The sequence below is a fragment of the Actinomyces bowdenii genome, assembly GCF_017592395.1.
GTDB classification, from domain to species: Bacteria; Actinomycetota; Actinomycetes; order Actinomycetales; family Actinomycetaceae; genus Actinomyces; species Actinomyces bowdenii.
The window spans coordinates 14,889-39,165 of record NZ_JAGFOU010000019.1; the positions used below are offsets into that span (position 1 = coordinate 14,889).

At 74.5% G+C, this 24,277-nt stretch carries 18 protein-coding genes; 11 read left to right on the plus strand and 7 right to left on the minus strand.

Translation table 11 applies throughout. The features are described from left to right. The first annotated feature begins 94 nt into the window (after positions 1 to 94). Positions 95 to 1,150: a GNAT family N-acetyltransferase gene (locus J5X07_RS09165; RefSeq protein WP_208479579.1), complete on the plus strand. Its 1,056-nt coding sequence runs from the start codon at positions 95 to 97 to the stop codon at positions 1,148 to 1,150. A gap of 22 nt (positions 1,151 to 1,172) precedes the next feature. Here J5X07_RS09165 and J5X07_RS09170 read toward each other — a convergent pair whose 3' ends face one another. From J5X07_RS09170 to J5X07_RS09180, 3 genes are read right to left on the minus strand one after another with little or no spacing between them, the layout of a single operon-like run. Next, positions 1,173 to 2,300, minus strand: coding sequence for a glycerate kinase (locus J5X07_RS09170; RefSeq protein WP_208479581.1), 1,128 nt, complete (start codon positions 2,298 to 2,300; stop codon positions 1,173 to 1,175). 10 nt (positions 2,301 to 2,310) lie between these two features. Next, entirely contained in the window at positions 2,311 to 3,975 is a 1,665-nt protein-coding gene (locus J5X07_RS09175) for an amidohydrolase (protein WP_208479582.1), read from the minus strand. Beyond that, positions 3,975 to 6,491 (minus strand): DNA gyrase/topoisomerase IV subunit A, encoded by a 2,517-nt coding sequence (locus J5X07_RS09180; RefSeq protein WP_208479584.1) that lies wholly within the window; start codon positions 6,489 to 6,491, stop codon positions 3,975 to 3,977. Before J5X07_RS09180 ends, J5X07_RS09175 begins: the two co-directional genes overlap by 1 nt. 111 nt (positions 6,492 to 6,602) lie before the next feature. On the opposite strand from J5X07_RS09180, the gene J5X07_RS09185 reads away from it, so the two are divergent. Together J5X07_RS09185 and J5X07_RS09190 are read left to right on the plus strand one after the other, a co-directional pair. Further along, on the plus strand, positions 6,603 to 7,211 hold the full coding sequence (locus tag J5X07_RS09185; protein ID WP_221620788.1) for a DUF5998 family protein: 609 nt from the start codon (positions 6,603 to 6,605) through the stop codon (positions 7,209 to 7,211). Continuing rightward, complete coding sequence (locus tag J5X07_RS09190) at positions 7,208 to 8,491, plus strand: alkaline phosphatase family protein (protein WP_208479586.1); 1,284 nt, start codon at positions 7,208 to 7,210, stop codon at positions 8,489 to 8,491. The genes J5X07_RS09185 and J5X07_RS09190 overlap by 4 nt, the downstream gene beginning before the upstream one ends. A 71-nt stretch (positions 8,492 to 8,562) precedes the next feature. Here J5X07_RS09190 and sepH read toward each other — a convergent pair whose 3' ends face one another. Next, on the minus strand, positions 8,563 to 9,993 hold the full coding sequence (gene sepH / locus J5X07_RS09195; RefSeq protein ID WP_208479587.1) for a septation protein SepH: 1,431 nt from the start codon (positions 9,991 to 9,993) through the stop codon (positions 8,563 to 8,565). Positions 9,994 to 10,309: 316 nt separating this feature from the next. Between sepH and J5X07_RS09200 the strand changes: the two genes are divergently transcribed. From J5X07_RS09200 to J5X07_RS09215, 4 genes are all read left to right on the plus strand, one after another. Further along, the gene (locus J5X07_RS09200; protein WP_124933930.1) at positions 10,310 to 10,615 is read left to right on the plus strand and encodes a DUF4193 domain-containing protein; all 306 of its coding nucleotides are present in this window, start codon (positions 10,310 to 10,312) and stop codon (positions 10,613 to 10,615) included. A gap of 99 nt (positions 10,616 to 10,714) precedes the next feature. Then, complete coding sequence (locus tag J5X07_RS09205) at positions 10,715 to 11,434, plus strand: DUF3710 domain-containing protein (protein WP_124933929.1); 720 nt, start codon at positions 10,715 to 10,717, stop codon at positions 11,432 to 11,434. 2 nt (positions 11,435 to 11,436) lie between these two features. Then, on the plus strand, positions 11,437 to 11,814 hold the full coding sequence (locus J5X07_RS09210) for an OB-fold nucleic acid binding domain-containing protein (RefSeq protein ID WP_124933928.1): 378 nt from the start codon (positions 11,437 to 11,439) through the stop codon (positions 11,812 to 11,814). Continuing rightward, positions 11,811 to 12,482 (plus strand): DUF3159 domain-containing protein, encoded by a 672-nt coding sequence (locus tag J5X07_RS09215; protein WP_341769444.1) that lies wholly within the window; start codon positions 11,811 to 11,813, stop codon positions 12,480 to 12,482. The genes J5X07_RS09210 and J5X07_RS09215 overlap by 4 nt, the downstream gene beginning before the upstream one ends. On the opposite strand, the gene J5X07_RS09220 is transcribed toward J5X07_RS09215, so the two are convergent. Together J5X07_RS09220 and J5X07_RS09225 are read right to left on the minus strand one after the other, a co-directional pair. Further along, positions 12,445 to 13,137, minus strand: coding sequence for a potassium channel family protein (locus J5X07_RS09220; protein WP_208479588.1), 693 nt, complete (start codon positions 13,135 to 13,137; stop codon positions 12,445 to 12,447). The two genes, J5X07_RS09215 and J5X07_RS09220, sit on opposite strands and share 38 nt — an antisense overlap. Before the next feature lie 3 nt (positions 13,138 to 13,140). Beyond that, positions 13,141 to 13,806 (minus strand): potassium channel family protein, encoded by a 666-nt coding sequence (locus J5X07_RS09225; RefSeq protein ID WP_208479589.1) that lies wholly within the window; start codon positions 13,804 to 13,806, stop codon positions 13,141 to 13,143. Positions 13,807 to 13,864: 58 nt separating this feature from the next. On the opposite strand from J5X07_RS09225, the gene J5X07_RS09230 reads away from it, so the two are divergent. Both J5X07_RS09230 and J5X07_RS09235 read left to right on the plus strand, forming a co-directional pair. Further along, positions 13,865 to 15,952 carry an APC family permease gene (locus J5X07_RS09230; protein WP_208479590.1) on the plus strand — a complete coding sequence of 696 codons (2,088 nt, stop codon included), beginning with the start codon at positions 13,865 to 13,867 and terminating at the stop codon, positions 15,950 to 15,952. Continuing rightward, positions 15,949 to 17,367 carry a class I SAM-dependent RNA methyltransferase gene (locus J5X07_RS09235; protein WP_208479592.1) on the plus strand — a complete coding sequence of 473 codons (1,419 nt, stop codon included), beginning with the start codon at positions 15,949 to 15,951 and terminating at the stop codon, positions 17,365 to 17,367. The genes J5X07_RS09230 and J5X07_RS09235 overlap by 4 nt, the downstream gene beginning before the upstream one ends. A 175-nt stretch (positions 17,368 to 17,542) precedes the next feature. On the opposite strand, the gene J5X07_RS09240 is transcribed toward J5X07_RS09235, so the two are convergent. Continuing rightward, positions 17,543 to 19,252: a DUF7926 domain-containing protein gene (locus J5X07_RS09240; protein WP_208479594.1), complete on the minus strand. Its 1,710-nt coding sequence runs from the start codon at positions 19,250 to 19,252 to the stop codon at positions 17,543 to 17,545. A 537-nt stretch (positions 19,253 to 19,789) separates the two neighbouring features. On the opposite strand from J5X07_RS09240, the gene acnA reads away from it, so the two are divergent. Together acnA and J5X07_RS09250 are read left to right on the plus strand one after the other, a co-directional pair. Next, positions 19,790 to 22,477 carry an aconitate hydratase AcnA gene (acnA, locus tag J5X07_RS09245; RefSeq protein WP_208479595.1) on the plus strand — a complete coding sequence of 896 codons (2,688 nt, stop codon included), beginning with the start codon at positions 19,790 to 19,792 and terminating at the stop codon, positions 22,475 to 22,477. A 192-nt stretch (positions 22,478 to 22,669) separates the two neighbouring features. Then, positions 22,670 to 24,217, plus strand: coding sequence for a dihydrolipoyl dehydrogenase family protein (locus J5X07_RS09250; RefSeq protein ID WP_208479596.1), 1,548 nt, complete (start codon positions 22,670 to 22,672; stop codon positions 24,215 to 24,217). The last annotated feature ends 60 nt before the right edge of the window (positions 24,218 to 24,277 follow it).

Consider the following 24,277-nt stretch of genomic DNA (forward strand, 5'->3'; position numbering starts at 1 on the left):
TCCTCACGGGGCGCGATCACGGGGGCGGGGCTCAGGGCGCCCGGAGGCCGGCAGCCCCGCGAAGTACTGACGCCGAGTACTGGAGGAGGCGCCCATGGCACCGGTCTACGGATACCCCCGCGGCGGGGGGCACTCACCCTGGGCCATGCTGCGGCCCGGCCCGCGCTCCGCCCTTCCCCGGAGCCTGTCCTGGATGCCCCTGGGACCGGAGGACAACGCCGAGCTGGCCGCGCTCATCGCCCGCGCCGAGGCCGTGGACAACCCGCCCTACCGCACCACCGAGCAGGAGACCTCCGAGTACTTCATCGACCCGACCTACTCGGGGGTGGCCGGGCGCGATGCCGAGGGCGTCATGCGCGCCTTCGGCCTGGTGCGCCTGCGGCCCGCCGGGGAGATCTACGCCTCCATGACCGGGGTGGTCGATCCGGCCAGCCGCAAGCAGGGCATCGGGCGGGCCCTGCTGCACTGGCAGACCGAGCGGGCCCGCCACCTGGTGGGGGCCGAGCGCGCCGGCGGGCGCCGGGTGGCCGGCGAGCAGCACGCCGCGGCCCATGTGGTGACCACGGTGCTGGAGGACGACGAGCGCATGCAGGAGCACCTGCGCCGCCTGGGCTTCGAGCCCCGCCGCTGGTACCGGGAGGTGCGCCGCTCCCTGGCCCAGGAGATCCCCGACATCGAGCTGGACCGCTTCTTGACCGTGGAGCCCTGGACCCCGCAGGTCGATGAGCTGGTGCGCCGCGCCCACAACCAGGCGGTCGGCGATGACTGGGGGGCCCATGCGGTCGGTGCCGAGGAGTGGGCGGCCGGGGGCGCCTTCGTGGTGCCGCACTGGAGCTTCGTGGTCATGGACCGCTCCAGCGACCGCGCCCGCGTGGCCGGCTACCTGCGCTCGAGCCGCTACGAGCAGGACTGGGAGGCCCTGGGGTGGCGCGAGGGCTACAGCGACATGCTGGGCGTGCTCAGCGACTACCGCAGCCGCAAGGTGGGCTCGGCGCTGCTGTGCGCGGCCATGCGCGCCTACGCCGCCGAGGGCATGGACTATGCGGCCGCCGGCGTGGACACCGACAACCCCGATGGGGCCTCGGAGCTCTACGAGTCCCTGGGCTATGAGCCCACCCGCGGCACCATCCTCTACGTGCTCGACGTCTAAGCCCTCCTGCCCTGGGAGCCTGTCAGCAGGGCGCGCGGTGGGCCCACAGGCGCATGATGCTGGCCGCGGCGCGCTCGGCGCTGGGCTCGGCGATCTCCAGGGCATGGGCCGGGCTGGTGGCATCTCCCTGGCTGATCGAGACCACGGCCAGGCAGCCGGCCTCCAGCAGGGCGTCCGCATCGGCCCCCACCCGCCCGGCCAGGACGACCGTGGGCACGCCCCGGGCCGAGGCGATCCGGGCCACCCCCGCGGGGGTCTTGCCCGCCAGGGTCTGGGCATCGACCGATCCCTCCCCGGTGAGGACCAGGTCGGCCCCGGCGATGAGGCCCTCCAGGCCCACGGCGCGGGCCACGAGCTCCACGCCGGGCACCAGGCGCGCGCCGAGCAGCGCCATGAGGGCGAAGCCCAGGCCCCCGGCCGCGCCGGCCCCCGCGCGCTGGGCCAGATCCGCGTGGCCGGTCAGGCGCGCCCAGGCGGCCAGCACCTCATCGAGGCGGGCCACCTGCTCGGGGCCGGCCCCCTTCTGGGGCCCGAAGACGGCGCTGGCGCCCCGGGGCCCCAGCAGGGGGTTGTCCACATCGCAGGCCACCTCGATGCTCACCGAGGCCAGCCGGGCATCCAGCCCCGAGGCATCGACGCGCTCCAGGGACGCCAGGCCGCGCGGGGCCGGATCGATCCGCCGGCCGCCGGGGCCCAGGAGGCGCACGCCCAGCTCGGCGAGCATGCCCGCCCCGCCGTCATTGGTTGCCGAGCCCCCGATGCCCAGCAGGATGCGGCGCGCCCCCGCATCCAGCGCCGCCCGGATGAGGCGGCCCACCCCGCGGGTGTCGGAGCCCAGGATGTCGCGCTCACGGGGCTCGATGAGCTCCAGCCCGCAGCAGGTGGCCATCTCCATGACCGCCGTGGTGCCCGCCACCGCCATCAGCCCGGCCGTGGGCCGCCCCAGCGCGTCGATGGTCTCCACCCGGCGGAGCCTCGCGCCCAGGGAGGCGGCGACCGCCCGGGTGAAGCCCTCCCCGCCGTCGGACATGGGCACCTCGATGACCCGGGCCCGGGGCACGGCGGCGCGCACGCCCCGGGCCATGGCGGCGGCCGCCCGGGGCGCGGACATGGACTCCTTGAAGGAGTCGGGGGCGATGACGACCCTCATGCCGTCGCCCTCACTGCCCCCACGCCACAGCCCCGGCCACGATGGTGGCCGCCGGGCGCAGGCCGGCCAGCTCCCGGGCCTCCAGCCCCAGCGGGTCGCGCTCCAGGAGCACCAGGTCGGCGCGGGACCCGCGGCGCACGCTGGGGGCGCCGCCGACCGAGGCGGCCAGGGCCTCCTCGGCCGACAGGCGCTGGTCGGGGGACCAGGTGCCGCCCTCGGGGGTGCGCCGGCCCACGGCCGCCGACATGGCCAGCCAGGGGTCCAGGGGCGCCACGGGGGCATCGGAGCCCAGGTGGAGCAGGGCCCCGGCCGCCATCATGTCGGCGAAGGCGTAGCTGCGCCCCTCCAGCCCCGGCCACACCCGCCCCACGGCCGCCCAGTCGTCGATGAGGTGCGCGGGCTGGATGGACAGCTCGACGCCGCAGGACACCAGGCGCCGCAGCGCGCCGTCGGGCCAGGCCAGCGCATCGCAGGGCAGCAGCTGGGCGTGCTCGACCCGCCCCCGGGCCCCCGAGGCGGCGAAGGCGGCCGCCACATCGTTCATCGCCGCATCCCCGATGGCGTGGATGGCCACCTCGTAGCCCTCCCGGTGGGCGCGCGCCATGAGGCGGGCCAGTTCCTGGCGGCCGATATTGGCCACCCCGCAGGGGCTCTCCAGTCCCAGGGCGGCCGGGTAGGGGTCGCACATGTGGGCGCTGGCGGTGCCCATGGAGCCGTCGGCGATGACCTTGAGCGGCCCCTGGACCACCAGGGCGGTGCCATCGGCGGCCCGGGGCGAGCCCGGCAGCGGCGCGCCGGTGCGCAGCCCGGCGTCGATCCACTGCTGGAGCCGCTCGCGGTAGACGGCGGTGCGGATGCGGGGCAGGACCGCCGGCGCGCGCCCCTCGGCGCTCATGGCCGCCAGGCGCCGCGGCCAGTCCCGGGGGCCCTCGGCCCAGCTCATGTCCACCACGCCGGTCACCCCCAGGGCCACCATGCGCTCCAGGACCGCCCGGTAGCCCGACTCGCGCAGCTCGCGGCTGCCGGGGATCTCATCGAGGCGGTCCAGCAGGGCGAACCAGGCGTCCTCGGTGATGGGGCCGCCGGGCCCGTCAGGGCCGGCCCCCGCCAGCCCCAGGGCGCGCAGCGCCGCGGAGTTCAGCCAGCCCGAGTGCACATCCCCGGAGATGAGCACGGTGGGGATCTCCCCGGTGACGGCGTCGAGCTCGGCCACGGTGGGCGTGCGCGGCCAGTTGGCCAGGCGGTGCCCGAAGCCCTGGATGCTCGCCGGCCCGGCCGCGCCCCGGCCGCCCTCGCGCAGCTCGCGGGCGGCGCGCGCCACGATCTCCAGGGCCTGCTCGGCGCTGGAGGTGGCCGCGGTGTCCAGGCGCGCCTGGCGGGCGGCCTCCAGATCCAGGTGGGCGTGGGCGTCCCACAGCCCGGGGATGAGGAAGGCGCCCCCGGCATCCAGGACCCTGGGCTCACCGGCCTGCCCGGCGCTCCCGGTCCCACCGGGGCCCGGGCCCGCCCCCACCCGCGCCACGACGCCGTCGCGCACGAGCACATCGACCGGCTCGGGAATGGGCCCGGGCAGCGGCTCGCGCTGCGGGGCGGCGCCGCTCATGCGCAGGGCGGCCAGGCGGGCGCGGGAGCGGAAGGGGACGATGCGCGCCTGCCGGATGAGCAGATCGGCCATCATCCGATCCCCCCCAGGGGGCCCGCCAGCGGGGCTCCCGAGCCGTCGCGGCGCTCATCGGGCTCGGGCAGGGGCACGGCCCCGCCGTCGGGGCCCACCGCCCGGGCCGGGGCCACCCCCACCCAGGCCGACACCAGCTCGTCCTCGCCGCGCAGGAAGCGGTGCGTGCGCACGCCCCCCGTGGCCCGCCCCTTGACCGGGTAGCGGTCCAGGGGCGTGACCTTGGCACTGCCCCCACCGGTGCCCGGCAGGGCGCCGCGCGCCCCGGCCACGCTGACCACCACCGCCTCGGCCACCAGCTCCTCGGGCACCGCCGCGGCGGCGATGACCCGGGCGCCCTCGCGCAGCGAGATGCCCGCCATGCCGCCCGCCCCCCGGCCCTGGGGGCGGACCTTGGCCGCCTGGAAGCGCAGCAGCTGGGCATCGGAGCTGACCAGCGCCAGCACGTCACCATCCCCGGCGGTGCCCCCGTGGACCACCCGGTCGCCCTGCGCCAGGGAGATCACCTCCCAGGCCTCGGCGTTGCGCGGCTCGTCACCGGGCTTGACCCGCTTGACCACACCCGCCGCCGTGACCAGCAGGATCGGCTCCCCCCGGGCCGGGCCCACCGGGGCCAGCCCCACCACCGCCTCGCCGGGGGCCAGGTCGAGCAGCTCATCCACCGGCCCGCCCCCCGCCAGGGACGGGGCCCCCTCGGTGCGGGGGATCTCCGCGATGGAGACCACCTCGAGGAGCACCAGGCGCCCGGCACTGGTCAGGGCCCCCACCGTGCCGCGCACGCTCGCGGGCACCTGGGCGGCCAGGGCGTCATGGCTCTGGCGCCCGCCGGTGCGCAGGACGGGATCGCGCCCCTGGACGCGCGCCACCCGGCCCGTGGCCGACAGCAGCACCCGGCAGGGGCCATCGGGGATCGTCAGCGGGGCGTCCTGCGAGGCGCTGGCCGCCAGGGCCCGGGCCGCCGACCCGCCGGCGGCCCCGGGCCCGGCCGCCCCGGCCCCCTGGGCCTGCTGGCCCCCGGCGCCCGGGGCCTCCAGCAGCACGGTGCGCCGCGGCGTGCCGAACTGCTCGGCCACCGCCTCCAGCTCGCGCGAGACCACCCGGCGCAGCAGCACCTCATCGGCCAGGATCGCCTCCAGGGCCTCGATCTCGCGGGCCAGCTCCTCGCGCTCCTTCTCCAGCTCGATGACCGAGAACTTCGTCAGGCGCCGCAGCTGGAGCTCCAGGATGTAGGAGGCCTGGGGCTCGGTCAGGTCGAAGACCTGCTGGAGGCGGGCGCGGGCGTCGGCGGCGTCCTGCGAGGAGCGGATGAGGGCGATGACCTCATCGATGTCCAGGATGGCGATGAGCAGGCCCTCCACCAGGTGGGCGCGCTCGCGGCGCCGGCCCAGGCGGAATCGGGTGCGGCGCGTGACCACCTCCAGGCGGTGGCGCACGAAGACCTCCAGCAGCTCGCGCAGCCCCAGGGTGCGCGGCTGGCCGTCCACCAGGCACACGTTGTTGATGCCGAAGGAGTCCTCCAGGGGCGTGTAGCGGTAGAGCTGCGCCAGGACGGCCTCGGGGTTGTAGCCGTTCTTGATGCCCACCACCAGGCGGGTGCCGTTCTTGCGGTCGGTGAGGTCGTTGACCTCGGTGATCCCCTGGAGCTTCTTGGAGGTCACCGCCTCCTTGACCCGCGCGATGACCTTCTCGGGCCCCACCATGTAGGGCAGCTCGGTGAAGACGATGCCCTTGCGGCGCGGCCCGATGGACTCGATGTGGGCGGTGGCGCGGGTGAGGAACTTGCCCCGCCCCGTGCGGTAGGCCTCCCGGATGCCCTCCAGGCCCACGATCATGCCGCCGGCGGGCAGGTCCGGCCCGGGGATGAAGCCCATGAGCTCCTCCAGGCCCGCCTCGGGGTGGGCCAGCAGGTGGCGGGCGGCGGCCACCACCTCGTGGAGGTTGTGGGGCGGCATGTTGGTGGCCATGCCCACGGCGATGCCCGAGGCCCCGTTGACCAGGAGGTTGGGCAGGGCCGCGGGCAGCACCTCGGGCTCGGTGAGGGTGTAGTCGTAGTTGGGTGAGAAGTCGACGGTGTCCTCATCGATGTCGGCGGTCAGCGCCAGTGCCGGGGGCGCCAGGCGCGCCTCGGTGTAGCGGGCGGCCGCGGGGCCGTCGTCCAGGGAGCCGAAGTTGCCGTGGCCGTCGACCAGGGGCAGGCGCATGGTGAAGGGCTGGGCCATGCGCACCAGGGCCTCGTAGATGGCCACATCCCCGTGCGGGTGGAGGCGGCCCATGACATCGCCCACGACGCGCGAGCACTTCACGTGCGGGCGGTCGGGGCGCAGGCCCATCCGGTCCATCTGGAACAGGATGCGGCGCTGGACGGGCTTGAGCCCGTCACGGGCGTCGGGCAGGGCCCGGGAGTAGATGACGGAGTAGGCGTACTCCAGGAAGCTCGAGCGCATCTCCGCCGAGAGGCTGAGATCGACGATCTCGCCGTCGGCGGGAGGGGCCTGGGTGGAGGCGGACTTCGGCATGGGCGCATTCTCCGGTCTTGCGCCCGTGAAGCAAACCACCGACACCCCGATCGGCCGCCGGGCGGCGGCCCCCGGTGACGGGCCCGCCGCCGGCAGTGGCACAATGCGGGCATGACTGCGATGGAACGGCTGGAGAGGCAGGCCCTGTGCGCCTCCCATGCCGGGGCCGAGCTGGCCCGGGATGTTGAGCGCGCCGGCTACTACCCCGATCTCGTCCTGGACACCCTGGCGCTCAGTGCCGCGGGCGAGGAGGTGGAGATCAGCCTGGTCCAGGCCGAGACGACCTTCGCCGAGGCCGTCCACCGGCACCTGACCGTCCTGGCGCTGACCCCCAGCCGCCTCATCATCGTCCACGTCGACGACGCCCCCCGCGAGGACGGGCGCCCCGGGGCCCTGGCCACCTCCGAGGCCGTGCCCCTGAGCCGGATCGGGTCGGTGGCCCTGACCCGCGGGGTGCGCGAGCCCGCCGACGGCGGGGGGACCCTCACCGAGATGACCATCGCCGTGTCCTGGGGCGCGGTGCGCCGCATCGACCTGGAGCCCACCTCCTGCCCCGACCCCGAGTGCCAGGCCGACCACGGCGTGTCCGGGGTCTCCATGCCCGACGACGTCGCCCTGCGCGTGGCCGCCGGGGTCGAGGGCGACGCCGCCCTGGAGCGCGCCCAGGCCTTCGCCCGGGCCCTGTCCCGGGCCACCGCGCAGCCGGCCGGCCGCCGATGAGCGCCCCGTCCCCGGCGGCCTCCCCGCCCCGGCGCCGTCGGGGCGGAGCGGACCCCGACGGGCCGGGCCTGCGCGGCGTCCTGGCGGCCGCGGCCGTGGGCGCGGGCCTGTCGCTGTCCGAGGCCGGGACCCCGGCGGCCCTCAGCGATGACCAGGCGCGGGCCCTGGCCCGGGCCTGGGGGATGGGGGAGAGCGCCGGCACCGTCCTGGTCCTGGTCGACGGCCTGGGCATGGAGCTGCTGGCCCAGCGCATGGGGCATGCCGCCACCCTGCGCTCCTGGCTGGCCCAGACCCGGGCCGATGGGGCGGTGCAGGGCGCCGCTGTGAGCACCTGCGCCCCCTCGACCACCGCGGCGGCCCTGACCATGCTGGGCACCACGGCCCTGCCCGGGGCCACCGGCATGGTGGGCTACAGCGTCCTGAGCCCCCAGGTGGGGCCCGTCCTGCCCGCGGGCTCCCGCCCGCACCCCGACCAGCTGCTCAGCCTCATCTCCTGGCAGGGCAGCGACATCGACCCGGGCGCCTGGCAGCCGGTGCCCACCGTCTTCGAGCGCCTGCGCACCCGGGGCGGGGCCCCGGCCCCCGCAGCGGTGAGCATCGGCCCGGCCCGCTTCGCCGGCTCGGGCCTGACCGTGGCGGGCCTGCGCGGCGCCGAGCACCTGGGGGCCGACCGCCTTGAGGCCCGCCCGGGCCTGGCGGCGCGGGCCCTGCGCCGGGGGACGCCCCTGGTCTACCTCTACGTCGGCGAGCTCGACCACACCGGCCACTCCCACGGCTGGCGCAGCCAGGAGTGGCTCGCCCAGCTCGAGCGGCTCGATGCGGCGATGGCCGAGCTGCGCCGCCGGGTCCCCTCCGGCACGCGCATCATCCTGACCGCCGACCACGGCATGGTGGATACCGATGACCGGCACCGCCTCACCATCCCCGCCGTCCCCGCCCTGGCCCGCGACGTGGTGGCGGTGGCCGGCGAGCCCCGCTTCACCCACCTGCATGTGGCCGACGGCGATGAGTCCCTGGCCCAGCAGGTCGCCCACCGCTGGCGCGAGGAGCTGGGGGAGCGGGCCGCCTGGGTGGGCACGCGCCGGGAGGCGGCCGCCCACCTGGGGCCCCTGAGCGAGCGTGCCCGGGGCGTCGTGGGCGACGTGGTGGTGGCCATGGCGGGCAGGTGGGTGGCGCTCGACCCGCGCGCCCACTCCGCGGCGGCCATGGCCATGCCCGGCGTGCACGGCTCCCTGACCCGCGATGAGACCCTGGTGCCCCTTCTGATCACCCGCACCTGAGCGGTGCCCAAAGGGCGCGGTCCCACGGGCGGGGCCGCGTCAGGGGCCCCGCCCGAGCGCCGCTCGGGGTGCTACTCGGGCTTGGCCCCGAAGACGATGTCGTCCCAGGAGGGCATCGTGCGCCGGGCGGAGCGCCGCTTGGGCTTGGGCGTGGGGGCCGCCGGCATCTGCGGCAGGGGCTCCTGGCCGGGCGCCGTCCTGCCGCGGCGCGAGGCCGGCACCTGGGGGACCGGCTCGGTGGCGGGCTCAGTGGCCGACCCGGCGCCGGGCCCCGCCAGTGGGCGCTGGGGGGCCGGGGGGCCCTGGCGGGGGATGCCCGCCGAGGCCGTGGGCACCGCCGAGGGCGGCAGCCCCCCGGGGCCGTGGGCCCCGCCCTCCTGGCCGCTGAGCCTGGAGCCCGCCGGGTGGTTGCCGCTGGAGCGGCGCCTGCGCTCGGACATGGAGTACACCTGCGCGCGGATGCCCGAGGTCTGGGTGGTCGGGTCGGGCTCCTGGCCCACCGCCTCCTGCGCCCCGGTGGGGGCCGCGGGGCCGTCAGCCCCGGCGGGGGAGCCGGCACCGCTGCCCGGTGCCGGGGGAGCCTGATCGTCCTCGAGGGGCAGCTCGACCTCCATGCGCCGGCCCCGGTTGGAGGCCAGATCGGCCAGGAGCGCATCGGTGCTGTCCTGGGCCGAAGCCGCCAGCGCCGGGATCTCCAGGGCGGGGGCCTCGTGGAAGGCCGGCGGCGGGGGGGCGGGGGTGCCGGCCGAGCCCGGGGCGCTGGCGGCCGAGGCGGCGGGGGCCGCCGAGGCCGTGGGCGCGGGGCCCCCCGCCGGGACGGCCGGTGCCGAGTGGGCCGGGGGCGCGGCGGCCTGGGCGCTGCGCGCCCCCTGGGCGGTGGAGTCCTGGTCGAAGACGGCGGGGTGGCGCCCGGCCGAGGCCGCCTCGGTGAGCCAGCGCGCCTCATCGTCCAGGGCGTGGACGGCGCGGGAGGTCAGGTCCAGGGTCCAGCGGGCCTGCTTCTCCTCGGCGGCCTGGATGAAGGTCACCAGGATCAGCCAGGGCTCACGGCCCTCGCGCAGCGCATCCCACTCCAGGCAGGAGGGGTCCACCCCGCGGGTGGCCAGGCGGTCGACCACCAGCTCGCCCAGCAGCGGGGAGTCCTTCTCCCAGCCGATGCGGCAGGCCTGGGCCTGGGAGACGGCCCACTGGCGCTCGGCCAGCACCGGCCCCTCGAAGCGGCGCACGTGCTCGACCGTCATCCCCGTGCTCGCGGCGACCTCGGCCGCCGTGGCGCCGGCGCGCATGAGGGCCTGGAGCTGGCGGGGGCGCAAGGGGGCGGAGCCCGTGGCCCCCGCGCCCCCGACCGCGGCCATCGGGCCGAGCTGGGGTGAGACGGCGGCCCGATCACGGCGCACCGCCGCGCGCAGGGCATCGTCGATGACGATGCTGTAGCGCTCGCCCTCGGCGTCCGTCATGACGACCGTATCCCCGTTGGCGCCCAGTAGTTCGAGCTCGACCATGGGTTGAGCCTCCTTCCGCATCCGGCCATCCGCACGGTACGGGCTTCAGCCTGCCATCCCCGGGCGCCGCGGCGCGGGAGGCGGGCCGGTGTGCCTCCTGTGAAGACCGCGGGACCGCCCTGGGGGCCGGCTCGGCGCGCGGCCCCCGTCATGTGAGCAAAACTGCTTGACGCGGCGCGCCCCGGTGCTATTGTGCGCGTGCCCTTCCCCGGAGCCGGGCCGGTGCTCCGCTGCGGCGGAACCGATCCGCGGCGGCCCTCGGCCGCCGGGCTCCGGGAGCCAACCGAGAGCCGTCGACAGAAGAGAGTGACGAGGCATGGCCACCGACTACGACGCCCCGCGCAAAAACGATGACGAGCCCGAGGCCGATTCCATCGAGGAGCTGACATCCCGGCAGAAGGACCAGTCCTCCGCGGCCATTGAGGAGGACGAGAACGAGGCCGCCGAGGGCTTCGAGCTGCCCGGGGCCGACCTGTCCCGCGAGGAGCTGAGCGTGCACGTCGTGCCCCAGCTCGAGGACGAGTTCACCTGCTCGGAGTGCTTCCTGGTCCACCACCGCAGCCAGCTGGCCTACGTCGACGACGCCACCGGGCTGCCGGTGTGCGCCGACTGCGCGGGCTGAGCCCCGGCCGCGCGGGCTGGGCGCCATCGGCCGCGGCCATCATCTAGAGTGGCGCCCCGGGGCGGTGCGCCCCGCTTCAGCCGACCTCAGGAGACCTTCATGGGACTGTTCTCGCGCCGCGACAAACGCAGTGGCAGCACCGGCGATGAGGCCGCGGACGGCGCCTCGCCGGCCCGCGGCGCCCGCGCGGGCCGCTCCGGGGGCGGCGCGGGGGGCCACGGCCCCTGGGACTCCCACGACCTGCCCGGCGACCAGGAGGACGCCGGGATGCTGGACCTGGGCTCGCTCAGGGTCCCGGCGGTCGATGGCATGCAGCTGCGCCTGGAGCAGGCCCGCGACGGCAGCGTGACCGCCGTGGTGCTCGCCCTGGGCGGATCGGCCCTGGAGCTGCGGGCCTTCGCGGCCCCCAGGAGCACCGGCATCTGGGAGGAGCTGCGCTCCGACATCGCCCGGGAGCTCTCGGGCGCCCGGGCCGCCTACGAGGAGGTCGAGGGCGAGCACGGGACCGAGATCCTCGCCCACATCCCCATGCGCGCCCCCGACGGCACGACCTCCACCGGCACCGTGCGCTTCATCGGCATCGACGGCCCCCGCTGGTTCCTCCGCGGAGTCCTCCAGGGCCCCGCCGCCGGCCAGGGCGCGGACTCCGCCCTGCGCGAGGTCCTGCGCGGCGTCGTCGTCGTGCGCGACAAGCAGGCCCGCCCGCCGCGCGAGATCCTGCCCCTGCACGCCCCCGGGAGCGCCCCCGCCCCCGAGGCCGAGGAGCTGCCGGGCATCGACCCGATCTCCCCGGGCCCCACCATCGCCGAGGTGCGCTGAGCATGGCGCCCCCGGCCGGGGCGCTGCGCGCACTGCTCGACCTGCTGAGGGCCGACCGCGAGCAGATCGGGGCCCAGGACGAGGCCCGCTCCGCCCAGCGGCGCGGCACCGTCCCCATCTGCAGCATCACCCCCCGCAGCCGGGCCTGCGTCTCGGGGGTGCTGCGCGCGATCACCTACAGGCCCGTGTCCCACAAGCCGGTCCTGGTCGCCCAGCTCTTCGACGGCACCGGCTCGGTGGATCTGGTCTGGCTGGGACGGCGCTCCATCGCCGGCCTGCGCCCCGGCGTCCACCTCATCGTCGAGGGCATGGTCCTGGCGGGCCGCAGCCGCCCGAGCATCTACAACCCCACCTACACCATCCTGGGAGCCGGACAGTGAGCACGCCTGAGCCGACCAAGCGCGAGGGCCTGGGCGCCATCGACTCCGAGAGCTTCGACATCGGCGCCGCCGTGGGCGGCTGGCGCGGTGTCATCGAGTCCGTGGCCCCCACCCTGGTCTTCGTGACCATCCTGGCCCTGCGGCCCACCGCCCTGCTGCCGGCGGTCCTGGCCTCCCTGGCCCTGAGCGCCGTCGCCCTGGCCGCCCGCCTCCTGGCCCGCCAGCCCCTGACCCAGGTCCTCAGCGGGGCGGTCCTGGCCCTCATCAGCGCCGCCTGGGCCTGGCGCTCGGGGCAGGCCTCCAACTTCTACGCCACCGGCCTGCTCATCAACGCCGCCTGGCTGGTGGTGACCGCCGGATCGATCCTGGTGGGCCGCCCCCTGGTGGGTCTGCTCATCGGCCTGTGGCACTCCACCCGCAGCGGCCCCGACCCCCGGCGCCGGCGGCCCACCGCCGGCGAGCAGCGCCGCCACACCCTGGCCACCGCCGTGCTGGCGGGCATGTTCGCCCTGCGCCTGGGCGTCGAGGTGCCCCTCTACCTCGCCGGCCCCTCCGCCCTGGGCGCCCTGGGCGCGGCCAGGCTCATCCTGGGGGTGCCCCTGTACGCCGTCTGCGTATGGCTGGCCTGGCTCATCGCCCGTCCGCGCCCGCCTCGGGCCGGGCGGTGAACAGGCCCGGGATCTGCCCCAGGGTCACCTCGCCCTCCCGGGCGGTGAGGAAGATGAGCTCATCTCCCCGCTCGAAGCGCTCGTCGAGGTCGGGCCGGATGGGGCGGTAGTCGCGCAGGATCGCGGAGAGCACGGTGTGCGGGGGCAGCTCGACCTCGCCGACGCGCCGCCCGATCGCCGGGGAGTCGTCGGGCAGGGTCAGCTCGTGCATGAAGGCGCCCGACTGGTGGAAGTGGAACAGCGAGACCAGGGAGCCGATGCTCACCGCCTCCTCCACCAGGGCCGTCATGATGCGCGGGGTGGACACGGCCACATCCACCCCCCAGGTCTCATCGAAGAGCCACTCGTTCTTCGGGTTGTTCACCCGCGCCACCGTGCGCGGCACCCCGTACTCGGTCTTGGACAGCAGCGAGATCACCAGGTTGGCCTTGTCATCGCCCGTGGCCGCGACCACGACGTCGCACTGCCCGGCCTCGGCGGCCCCCAGGGCGCCGGGGTCGCAGGCATCGGCCAGCTGCCAGTCCGCCTCGGGCACCGAGGCGATGCGCATGGCCTCGGGGGAGCGGTCCACCAGCCCCACCTCATGGCCGTGGCTGATGAGCTCACGGGCGATCGAGCGGCCCACGGAGCCGGCTCCGGCGATGAGGATCCTCATGACTCACACCTCCTGGGCGGGCGGACGGGACAAGGTGCGCTGCACCGCCACCAGGCGGGTGGACAGGGCCGCCATGTGCAGGCGGTCCTGGTCCTGCAGGACCGTGGTGGAGCGGGGCACCAGGGCGCCCCCGCTCCGGGAGATCCACGCCACGCGCGCGCCCGTGCGCTCCTCGACGGCGGACACCGGCATCCCCGCCCACTGCGGGCAGAAGTCCGGCTGGATGAGCGCCACCTCCCCAGAGGCGTCCGAGATCTCCCGCCCGGTGCTGTGCGGCAGGATCCGGCGCATCATCTGCTCAGCGGTGTGGCGCACCGTGGCCACCGTGGGGATGCCCAGGCGCTCATAGACATCGGCGCGCTGCGGATCGTAGATGCGGGCCACCACCCGCTCCACCCCGTAGAGCTCGCGGGCCACGCGCGCCGAGACGATATTCGAGTTGTCCCCGTTGGACACCGCCGCGAAGGCCTGGGCCTCATCGATGCCCGCCTGCTCCAGCGCATCGCGGTCGAAGCCCACCCCCTTGACCTTCCTGCCCGTGAAATCCGCGGGAAGCCGGCGGAACGCGTCCGACGACCTGTCGATGACGGACACCGAATGGCCCATCCGGTCCAGCTGGGCGGCCATGGAGGCCCCCACCCGTCCGCAGCCCATGATGACGAAGTGCACGGGCGCAACGGTACTCCAGACCCCGCCCGCCCACCGAGGTGGACTACCATCGGCTCCCGTGCGTGACTTCGCTGATCGCCTCAAGCGGCTCCTGGTCGGTCGTCCGGTGCCCAGCCAGGCGCTCGGGCAGACCCTCCTGCCCAAGCGGATCGCTCTGCCGGTCTTCGCCTCCGACGCCCTGTCCAGCGCCGGCTACGCCCCCGACGAGGTCCTCATCACCCTGGCCATCGCGGGCCTGGCCGCCACCGCCGTCTCCCCATGGATCGCCCTGGCCGTCCTGGCCGTCCTGGCCCTGGTCGTGGCCTCCTACCGCCAGACCGTCCACGCCTACCCCTCCGGCGGCGGCGACTACGAGGTCGTCTCAACCAACCTCGGCCCCCGCGCCGGGCTGGCCGTGGCCTCCGCGCTCCTGTGCGACTACGTCCTGACCGTCGCCGTCTCGGTGTCCTCGGGCACCGGCTACCTCGCCGCCGCCCTGCCCGCCCTGGCCCCCTACAAGGTCCAGATCGCCGTCGGCGTCGTCAGCCTCCTGGCCCTGCTCAACCTGCGCGGCAGCCGCGAGTCCGGCGGCGCCTTCGCCATCCCCACCTACCTGTACATGGCCGCCATCGGCGCCATGGCCGTGGCCGGGTTCATCCAGGAGCTCACCGGCACCCTGGGCCGCGCCCCCAGCGCCGACCTGGAGATCGTGGCCCACGCCGGCTGGGACCAGGGGCTGACCGGCCTGGCCGGGGCCTTCCTCATCCTGCGCGCCTTCTCCTCGGGCTGCGCCGCCCTGACCGGCGTGGAGGCCATCTCCAACGGGGTGCCCAGCTTCCAGCGGCCCAAGTCCAAGAACGCCGCCACCACCCTGCTCCTGCTGGGCGCCATCGCCGCCGCCATGCTCATGAGCATCATCCACCTGGCCGGAGCCACCGGCGTGCGCGTCGTGGAGGACCCCTCCACCCAGCTCCTCCACCAGGGCGCCCCCGTGGGCCCCGACTACCACCAGGACCCCGTCATCGGGCAGATCGCCGCCACCGTCTTCGCCGGCTTCGCCCCCATGTTCTACCTGGTCACCATCGTGACCGGACTCATCCTCGTCCTGGCGGCCAACACCGCCTTCAACGGCTTCCCCGTCCTGGCCTCCGTGCTGGGCCGCGACGAGCTCCTGCCCCGCCAGCTCTCCCAACGGGGCGACCGCCTGGCCTACTCCAACGGCATCCTCGTGCTGTGGCTGGGCGCCGTGGCCTTCATCATCGGCTTCCAGGCCAGCACCAACCGGCTCATCCAGCTCTACATCGTGGGGGTCTTCATCTCCTTCACCCTCTCCCAGATCGGGATGGTGCGCCACTGGAACCGGAGCCTGGCCACCGCCACCGACCCCGCCGCCCGCAGGCGGATGCGGCGCTCGCGGGCCATCAACACCCTGGGGGTGGCGGGCACCGGGCTGGTGCTCATCATCGTCCTGGCCACCAAGCTCACCCACGGGGCCTGGATCACCCTGCTCATCATGGGCCTGCTCTACCTGGTGATGAACCGCATCCGGCGCCACTACCGGCGCGTGAGCCGGGAGCTGGCCATCGCCGACCTGCGCGACGCCCGCCTCCTGCCCGCCCGCGTCCACGCCATCGTCCTGGCCTCCCGCCTCCACCAGCCGACCCTGCGGGCCCTGACCTACGCCCAGTCCACCCACCCCACCTCCATCGAGGCCGTCACCGTCGATGTGGGGGACGGCGCCGCCGAGCGTCTCCTGGGGGACTGGGAGGACGCCGACCTGCCCGTGCCCCTGACCATCCTGGACTCCCCCTTCCGCGACCTCATCCGCCCGGTGGTCAGCTATGTGCGCAGCGTGCGCCGCGAGTCCCCCCGCGACCTCGTCGTCGTCTTCCTGCCGGAGTACATCGTCAGGCACTGGTGGGAGCAGATCCTGCACAACCAGACGGCCCTGCGCCTCAAGGCCGCGCTGCTGTTCACCCCGGGCGTCGTCGTGGCCTCCGTGCCCTGGCTCCTGGGCAGCCCCGGCCAGACCCACATCCACCACGGGGTGCGCGGCTCGGTGCCCGAGGGCATCGCCGATGCCGATGTGGCCGCCCGCCGCGCCGAGGACCGGCGCCTGAGCCCCACCCCCGCCCACCAGCCGCCGTCCCCCCAGGAGCGAGCATGACATCCCAGCCCCCACCGGAGACCCGGGCGCCCTCGGGCGCTGAGGAGATGACCCTGAGCGTGGGCCCGCCCGCCCACGGGGGCCACTGCGTGGCGCGCCCCGCCCAGGACCCCGCCGGCCGTGTCGTCTTCGTGCGCCACGCCCTGCCGGGGGAGACGGTGCGCGCCCGGATGACGGAGAGGAGCGCCAAGATCTGGCGGGCCGACGCCGTCGAGGTCCTCCAGGCCTCGCCCGACCGGGTGGCCTCGGTGTGGCCGCAGGCCGGGCCGGGGGGCGTGGGCGGCGGGGAGCTGGCCCATGTGGCCCTGCCCGCCCAGCGCACCTGGAAGCGCTGGGTGCTGGCCGACTGCCTGCGCCGCATCGGCGGGCAGGAGGTCCATGCGGCCGTGGCCGGCCTGCCCGAGGCTGCGGGCTCGGGCAGCATCGCCGTCGAGCCCATGCCCTCGGAGGCCGACGGCGCGGCGCACGCCCAGGAGCGCCGTCGGGCCCCGGGGACGGCCACCCGCACCAGGGTGTCGCTGAGCGTGGGCCCCGATGGCCGCGCCGGCATGCACGCCTTCCGCTCCGGAACGGTCCTGCCCCTGGACCGGCTGCCCCTGGCCGTCCCCGCCATCCAGGGGATCGGCCTGCTGGAGCGCTCGCGCTGGCGCAAGCACTACCGGCCCGGTGCCCGCATCGAGGCCATCGCCCCCAGCGCCGGCGAGCCCCTGGTGCTCATCGACGGGCAGGTGCTCACCGCCTCGGCCCGATCCACCGGCAGGCGCCGCGTGGAGGAGGTGGTCGAGGCCGGCGCCCTGGGCCTGGGGCCGCTGCGCTACTCGGTGCACGCCGAGGGCTTCTGGCAGGTCCACCACCAGGCGCCCGAGGTGCTGGTCGAGCGCGTGGTGCGCGCGGCCCTGGGGGCGCGGCCCGGCCCTGATCCGTCGGGGCCGGCCCCGGACCTGGCGGAGGCCGGCTCGGGGCGGCGCGTCCTGGAGCTCTACTCCGGCTCCGGCCTTCTCACCCTGCCCCTGGCGATGCTCGTGGGCTCCTCGGGGCTGGTCCTGTCGCAGGAGGCCAGTGGCCGGGCGGTGGGCGATGCCCGCCGCAACCTGCACGGCTGGAGCCGCGCCCACCTGGCCACCGGCCGGGTGACGCCCCGATCGGTGGGCCGGGCCGCGACGGCCTTCGAGGGCCGGGGGCCCGACGTCGTCGTCCTCGATCCCCCGCGCCAGGGCGCGGGCCGCGAGGTCTGCCGCGCCATCGCCGCCCTGGCCCCCGAGCGGATCGTGCTGGTCGCCTGCGACCCGGCGGCCCTGTCCCGCGACCTGGCCGTCCTGCTGGGCTCGGGCTACCGCCTGGCCGCCATGAGCGCCTTGGACATGTTCCCCCACACCCACCACTTCGAGACCATCAGCGTGCTCGAGCGCGGCTGAGGGCCGCGGGCGGCACGGGGCGCCGCTGAGGGCGCAGGCGCGGGAAGTGCGCGAGGGGCCCCAGTCCTCTCCTCGAGGACTGGGGCCCCTGACTGCTGGCCCGCTCAGGGCGGCCCATCAGCGCGGCTCGCTCGGTGCGGCTGACCGGGGGCAGCCGCACCGGCGGGATCACCGCTCACTCAGCGCGACGCCGTGCCGCCAGTGCCAGTGCGAGCGCACCCGTGGTCAGGACACCACCGCTGATGAGCAGGGCCACCAGGGCGTTGGCGCCGGTGCGGGCCAGCGAGCCGGTGGTCTGCACCGGCGCCGTCGTCATGGCGCTCGGCGTGGGGACCGGCACGGCACTGCCCGAGGGGCTGGGCTCCGGCGTGGCGCTGGGCTCGGGGCTGGGCACCACCGGCGGGACCTCCTCGACCACCTCGTTGTACAGGCCCACGGGGGTCACGCTCTCACCCACGGTGAGGGTGGCGGTGTCGGGGGTCTCGGTGCCGTTGATCGAGAAGGTCCTCGTCCCCCAGACCAGGGGCGCGGGAAGGGCGCCGGGGCTGGTCTGCTCGGTCAGGGTGATGACGGTGCCCTTGGGGAACTGGTAGAGGGTGTCCGCGGCCTGCTGCTGGCCCGCGGCGATCTCGATGGTGTAGGGGTTGGCCGGCGGCTTGCCGGTCCAGGACGGGTAGTCCTTCTCGGTGGTGCCCTTGGGCAGCTCGTAGGCGACCGTGACCGTGACCTTCGTGGAGTCGGTGACGCGGTCCTGGTGGGCGCCGGTGATGTACTTCTTGATCCCGAAGGAGCCGAAGCCCTGGGTGAGCTGGACGTCGTAGGAGATGGGGTCCTTGTAGCTCATCTGGGCGTTGACCGTGGTGCCGGCGCCGCCCTTGAGCGTCGCGCTGTTGGTGTAGACCTTGCCCGGCACGATCCTGCCGCCCTCGGCCAGGGACTGGTAGACGATCTCGTAGTTGGCGTTGGGCTCGAAGGCGCCGTCAGTGCGGGTGAGGGTCACCGAGGCGGTCATGCCGTCGTCGCCGATCGTGGGCGTGAGGGTGAACGCGCCGTGATCGGCGGTCATGACGGTGCCATCGGCCTTGGCCACGTCGAAGTAGCCGTCGGCGCCGCCGCCGTACTTCTCGGGGTTGACGCGCACGTACCAGCTGCCCAGGTCGGGGTTGAGGGCCTGGCCCCCGCCGGCGACGTCGGTGAAGGTCACGGTGCTGACCGTGCCGTCCGCGGCCTTGAGGTGGTTGGCGATGGTCGTGCCGCTGAACTGGATGTGCCAGGTCAGGGACGTGGACTCGCGCTTGAGGGAGTTGGCGTACTTGCCCAGGTCCTTCTCCACCCACGCGATGGGCAGGATCGGCTCATTGTTGGGGTGGAAGATCTCGGTCTGGGTGCCATTGGCGTCGAAGCTCGTCTTATTGGTCTGGGTCACCTTCTGGGCGACGATCATCTGGTTGCCCGAGCCCTTGAGCTCCGTGGCTGCGCTGATCGCGGTGTTGAAGGTGCAGGTGAGGGTGTCGGAGGTCGTCACGCAGTCGCCGACCTTGGTGCCGTTGCCCAGGATGAGGTCGTCCTTGCGGCCGATCTCGCGGTAGCGGTACTCCTCGGGCAGGGTGATGGAGAAGGACTCCCCGGGCTGAGGATTGGCCGCGGAGGCGTCCCAGGCGAACCTCATGCGCACGGGGTCCTCCTGGTGCGCCGGCTCGCCCGGGAACTCCTGACCGTCCTTGTCGGCCAGGATCAGGGGCTCGAAGGTCACCTTGACCCCGGTGTTCTGGTCGGCGTGTGCGGCGGGGGTCAGGAGGGCCACGAGGCCTCCGAGCATGAGCAGCACAGCGGCGAGGACGGCAGCCGCGTATTTGCGGCGAGGTAGGGGAAGCTGAATCGGCATCAGCGCCTCCATCTGAGAATAGGCAGGGATAGATGTGCAAGCACTGCCCTGGTCAAGGGGTGGTTTGAAGGAATTCTATGAAGCGCTCTCGCCGGAAATAACCAATGACGCTAATGGTTACCGTGCTGTATCCGGTGGGAGCAGGCGCGCTGGGCCGGGTCAGGTGCGATACCGCGATTCCCCGGATTGCTTCGCCGGCGTGGGCCCGCGGTTGTCATCGGATCGATACCGGGCTGGCGGGGCCCTGCGGCCGCCGCGCGGCAGTTCTCCAGCCCCCCCGGCCTCCCCGTCCGGCCCCGCGAGAGGCGGGATCGTCACCCGCGCCACAGGCGGATGCGCCGGGTGCGCGGCCCGGGTGCGCGGCTCTGGCGGGTTGCGCGCGGAGGCCGTGACGTAAATGGGCGGCCGCTCCGTGGTGGCAGGCAGGCCCGGGCAATCATTGACGGCGGATGACGCGGCCTTGGGTAGCCTCCGCCGTGGAGCCCCCCGCGCGGACGGGGAGGATGCGGACCAGCGTGACTGAACAGGAGCAACCCGGTGGCCAGTATCAACACCTTCGCCTCGCGCGACCTGCTCGATGTGGGCGGGCGCGCCTACGAGATCTTCCGCCTCGATGCGGTCCCCGGCCTGGAGCGGCTGCCCTACTGCCTCAAGGTGCTGGCGGAGAACCTCCTGCGCACGGAGGACGGCGCCAATGTCACCGCCGAGCACGTGCGCGCCCTGGCCGCCTGGGATCCCCAGGCCGAGCCCGACACGGAGATCCAGTTCACCCCGGCCCGCGTGGTCATGCAGGACTTCACCGGGGTGCCCTGCATCGTGGACCTGGCCACCATGAGGGAGGCCGTGGCCGAGCTCGGCGGTGATCCGGAGGTCATCAACCCGCTGGCCCCCGCCGAGATGGTCATCGACCACTCGGTGCAGATCGACTCCTTCGGGCTTGCCGGCTCCCTGGAGCGCAACAAGGAGCTGGAGTACGAGCGCAACGCCGAGCGCTACCAGTTCCTGCGCTGGGGGCAGGGGGCGCTGGACAACTTCCGCGTGGTGCCCCCGGGCACCGGCATCGTCCACCAGGTCAACATCGAGTACCTGGCCCGCACCGTCTTCACCCGCCGGGCCACCGGCCCCGACGGCGATGCCGTGACTCAGGCCTACCCCGACACCTGCGTGGGCACCGACTCCCACACCACCATGGTCAACGGCATGGGCGTGCTCGGCTGGGGCGTGGGCGGCATCGAGGCCGAGGCCGCCATGCTCGGCCAGCCGGTGTCCATGCTCATCCCCAAGGTGGTGGGCTTCCGCCTGTCCGGGGCCATCCCCGCCGGCGCCACCGCCACCGACGTCGTGCTGACCATCACCCAGATGCTGCGCGCCCATGGCGTGGTGGGCAAGTTCGTGGAGTTCTACGGCGAGGGGGTGGCCCAGGTGCCGCTGGCCAACCGCGCCACCATCGGCAATATGAGCCCCGAGTTCGGCTCGACGGCGGCCATCTTCCCCATCGACGGGGTCACGCTGGACTACCTGCGCCTGACAGGGCGCGGGGAGGAGGACGTGGCCCTGGTGGAGGCCTACACCAAGGCCCAGGGCCTGTGGCACGACCCCTCCCGCGAGGCCGTCTACTCCGAGTACCTGGAGCTGGACCTGTCCACGGTCGTGCCCTCCATCGCCGGCCCCAAGCGGCCCCAGGACCGCATCGACCTCAGTGCCTCCAAGGAGGCCTTCGCCTCGGTGCTGCCCTCCTACGCCTCGGAGCGCTCCAGGCCCACCGCGGTGACCCTGGCCGACGGCACGGCCACCGAGCTGGACCACGGGCATGTGGCCATCGCCTCGATCACCTCGTGCACCAACACCTCCAACCCGAGCGTCATGGTGGCGGCCGGGCTCCTGGCCCGCAACGCCGTGGCCCGGGGCCTGCGCTCCAAGCCCTGGGTCAAGACCTCCACGGCTCCCGGCTCCCAGGTGGTCACCGACTACTACGAGAAGGCGGGGCTGTGGCCCGCCCTCAACGAGCTGGGCTTCAATGTGGTGGGCTACGGCTGCGCCACCTGCATCGGCAACTCCGGACCGCTGCCCGCCGAGGTCTCCGAGGCCGTCAACGAGGCCGACCTGGCGGTGGTCTCGGTGCTCTCGGGCAACCGCAACTTCGAGGGGCGCATCAACCCCGATGTCAAGATGAACTACCTGGCCTCCCCGCCCCTGGTCATCGCCTACGCCCTGGCCGGGACCATGGACTTCGACTTCGCCACCGAGCCGCTGGGGCGCGACCCCGAGGGCAACGAGGTCTTCCTGACCGATATCTGGCCCGACCCCGCCGAGGTGCAGGCCACCATCGACGCCACCATCGACCGGGAGATGTACACGCGCGACTACGCCGACGTCTTCGCCGGTGATGAGCGCTGGCGCAGCCTGGAGACCCCTGAGGGCGAGACCTTCGCCTGGGACGAGTCCTCCACCTATGTGCGCAAGGCCCCCTTCTTCGAGGGGCTGACCATGGAGCTGACCCCGGTCAGCGACATCGAGGGCGCCCGGGTGCTCGCGCTCCTGGGCGACTCGGTGACCACCGACCACATTTCCCCGGCCGGTGCCATCAAGCCCGACTCCCCGGCGGGGCGCTACCTGGCCGAGCACGGGGTGGCGCGGGCCGACTTCAACTCCTACGGCTCGCGCCGCGGCAACCACGAGGTGATGATCCGCGGCACCTTCGCCAACATCCGGCTGCGCAACCAGCTGCTCGACGGCGTCGAGGGCGGCTACACCCGCAACTTCCTCACCGGCGAGCAGGAGTCGATCTTCGACGCCTCCCAGGCCTACCAGGCCGCGGGCGTGCCCCTGGTGGTCCTGGGCGGCAAGGAGTACGGCTCGGGCTCCTCGCGCGACTGGGCGGCCAAGGGCACGGCCCTGCTGGGGGTCAAGGCGGTCATCACTGAGTCCTTCGAGCGCATCCACCGCTCCAACCTCATCGGCATGGGCGTGGTGCCCCTGCAGTTCCCCGAGGGGGAGTCGGCGGCGAGCCTGGGCCTGGATGGCACCGAGACCTTCTCGATCCACGGCCTGACGGCGCTCAACGAGGGGGTGACGCCCAGGACGGTGGCGGTCACGGCCCGCCGCCAGGACGGCGGCGAGGTGACCTTCGACGCCGTGGTGCGCATCGACACCCCCGGTGAGGCGGACTACTTCCGCCACGGCGGCATCCTGCAGTACGTGCTGCGCTCCCTGGCCCGCGGCTGAGCCCCCTCCCGGGCCCGGCGCGGGGGCAGGGGAGCGGGCACCGGGCATGCCAGTGTGAGCAGAATCGCCCGCTCCCATCCGGCCCCACAGGAAGGAAGCGCCCCGCCCGCGCTGTTCCCACCTGTGTGGCCCGGCCGGCGCAGGCCGGGCCCGCTCATGAGGCGCGCTCAGGACATCAAGGGAAGGACAGCAATGGCGGATCAGGTCGAGCAGGCCAGCCAGCCCAGCCGGATTGGCCCCACCGGGCTGAGAGAGGCGCAGGACCAGGGGCGGAGCGGGGCCAGCACCGGCTCCGGCGCGCCCCACCGGGCCCCGCGGGAGGGCGGGGACGGCGTCGAGGAGGTCGACCTCCTCGTGGTCGGAGGGGGCAAGGCCGGCAAGTCCCTGGCCATGCTGCGGGCCAAGGCCGGTGACCGCGTCGTCATGGTCGAGCGGGACAAGATCGGCGGCACCTGCATCAACGTGGCCTGCATCCCCACCAAGACCCTCATCTCCTCGGCCCGCGTCCTGCACGGGGTCCAGGGCGCGGCCGCCCACGGCGTCGAGCTGCCCGCCGCCGACGGCGCAGCCGGGGCCCTGGCGCGGGCCCGCATCGACCTGGCCGCCCTGCGGGGGCGCAAGGAGGCCGTCGTGGGCGGCATGGTCGCCGCCCACCGCGACACCCTCTACCCGGGCTCGGGCATGGACTTCGTCCTGGGCACGGCCCGCTTCATCGCCGAGCGCACCGTGGAGATCGCCCTGGCCGACGGCTCCACCCGCCGGGTGCGCGGGACCACCGTGCTCATCAACACCGGCACCACCCCCGCCGTGCCCCCGATCGAGGGGCTGGCCGATGTGCCCTACTGGACCAGTGAGGACCTGCTCACCCTGCCCGAGCTGCCCACCAGCCTCGTGGTCCTGGGCGGGGGAGTCATTGGGGTGGAGATGGCCTCCCTCATGGGCCTGCTGGGCGTGCCGGTGACCATCGTCCACGCCGGGGAGCACATCCTGGACCGAGAGGACCCCGACGTCGCCGCCCGGGTCGCCGCCGATCTGGAGGCCCTGGGGGCCACGATCCTCACCGGTGCCCGGGCCTCGCGGGTCAGCGCGCAGGACGGCGGGGAGGGGGGCGTCGTGGTGACCGCCGAGGACGGCCGCCAGGCCCGCGGCTCCCACCTGCTCGTGGCCCTGGGGCGCCGGCCCGTGACCGGGTCCCTGGACCTGGGGGCCACCGGCGTCGAGGTCGACGAGCGCGGCTTCGTCGTGGTCGATGACCACCTGCGCACCACCGCCGAGGGCGTCTACGCCGCCGGCGACGTCGCGGGCACCCCCCAGTTCACCCACGCCTCCTGGAACGACTTCCGCGTCCTGCGCGACATCCTGGCCGGCAAGGAGGCCTCCACCGCCGGGCGCCTCATCCCCTGGGCGGTCTTCACCACCCCCGAGCTGGGCCGCGTCGGCCTGGGCGAGGAGGAGGCCAGGGCCGCCGGCCACGAGGTGCGCGTGGCCAAGACCCCCACCGCCGCCGTCCCGCGCGCCAAGACCCGGGGCGAGACCGGCGGCTTCTACAAGGTCATCGTCGATGCGCGCACCGACCTCATCCTGGGCGCCGCCATCATCGGGCCCGGGGCCAGCGAGGTCGTCACCAGCGTCCAGATGGCCATGCTGGGGGGCCTGACCTGGCGCCAGCTTCGCGACGCCGTCATCACCCACCCCACCATGAGCGAGGGACTTAACATCGTCCTGGACTCCCTGGGCTGAGCCCGCAGCAGCACGGCGCCCCGCCCCGCCTGCGGGGCAGCACCACGGCGGTGCCACAAT

Coding starts and splice junctions, on each gene's coding strand:
- J5X07_RS09170 (WP_208479581.1), bottom strand. CDS start 2,300: ATGAGGGTCGTCATCGCCCCCGACTCCTTCAAGGAGTCCATGTCCGCG.
- J5X07_RS09175 (WP_208479582.1), bottom strand. CDS start 3,975: ATGGCCGATCTGCTCATCCGGCAGGCGCGCATCGTCCCCTTCCGCTCC.
- J5X07_RS09165 (WP_208479579.1), top strand. CDS start 95: ATGGCACCGGTCTACGGATACCCCCGCGGCGGGGGGCACTCACCCTGG.
- J5X07_RS09185 (WP_221620788.1), top strand. CDS start 6,603: ATGACTGCGATGGAACGGCTGGAGAGGCAGGCCCTGTGCGCCTCCCAT.
- J5X07_RS09220 (WP_208479588.1), bottom strand. CDS start 13,137: ATGAGGATCCTCATCGCCGGAGCCGGCTCCGTGGGCCGCTCGATCGCC.
- J5X07_RS09240 (WP_208479594.1), bottom strand. CDS start 19,252: ATGCCGATTCAGCTTCCCCTACCTCGCCGCAAATACGCGGCTGCCGTC.
- sepH (WP_208479587.1), bottom strand. CDS start 9,993: ATGGTCGAGCTCGAACTACTGGGCGCCAACGGGGATACGGTCGTCATG.
- J5X07_RS09250 (WP_208479596.1), top strand. CDS start 22,670: ATGGCGGATCAGGTCGAGCAGGCCAGCCAGCCCAGCCGGATTGGCCCC.
- J5X07_RS09210 (WP_124933928.1), top strand. CDS start 11,437: ATGGCGCCCCCGGCCGGGGCGCTGCGCGCACTGCTCGACCTGCTGAGG.
- J5X07_RS09180 (WP_208479584.1), bottom strand. CDS start 6,491: ATGCCGAAGTCCGCCTCCACCCAGGCCCCTCCCGCCGACGGCGAGATC.
- J5X07_RS09190 (WP_208479586.1), top strand. CDS start 7,208: ATGAGCGCCCCGTCCCCGGCGGCCTCCCCGCCCCGGCGCCGTCGGGGC.
- J5X07_RS09205 (WP_124933929.1), top strand. CDS start 10,715: ATGGGACTGTTCTCGCGCCGCGACAAACGCAGTGGCAGCACCGGCGAT.
- J5X07_RS09200 (WP_124933930.1), top strand. CDS start 10,310: ATGGCCACCGACTACGACGCCCCGCGCAAAAACGATGACGAGCCCGAG.
- J5X07_RS09235 (WP_208479592.1), top strand. CDS start 15,949: ATGACATCCCAGCCCCCACCGGAGACCCGGGCGCCCTCGGGCGCTGAG.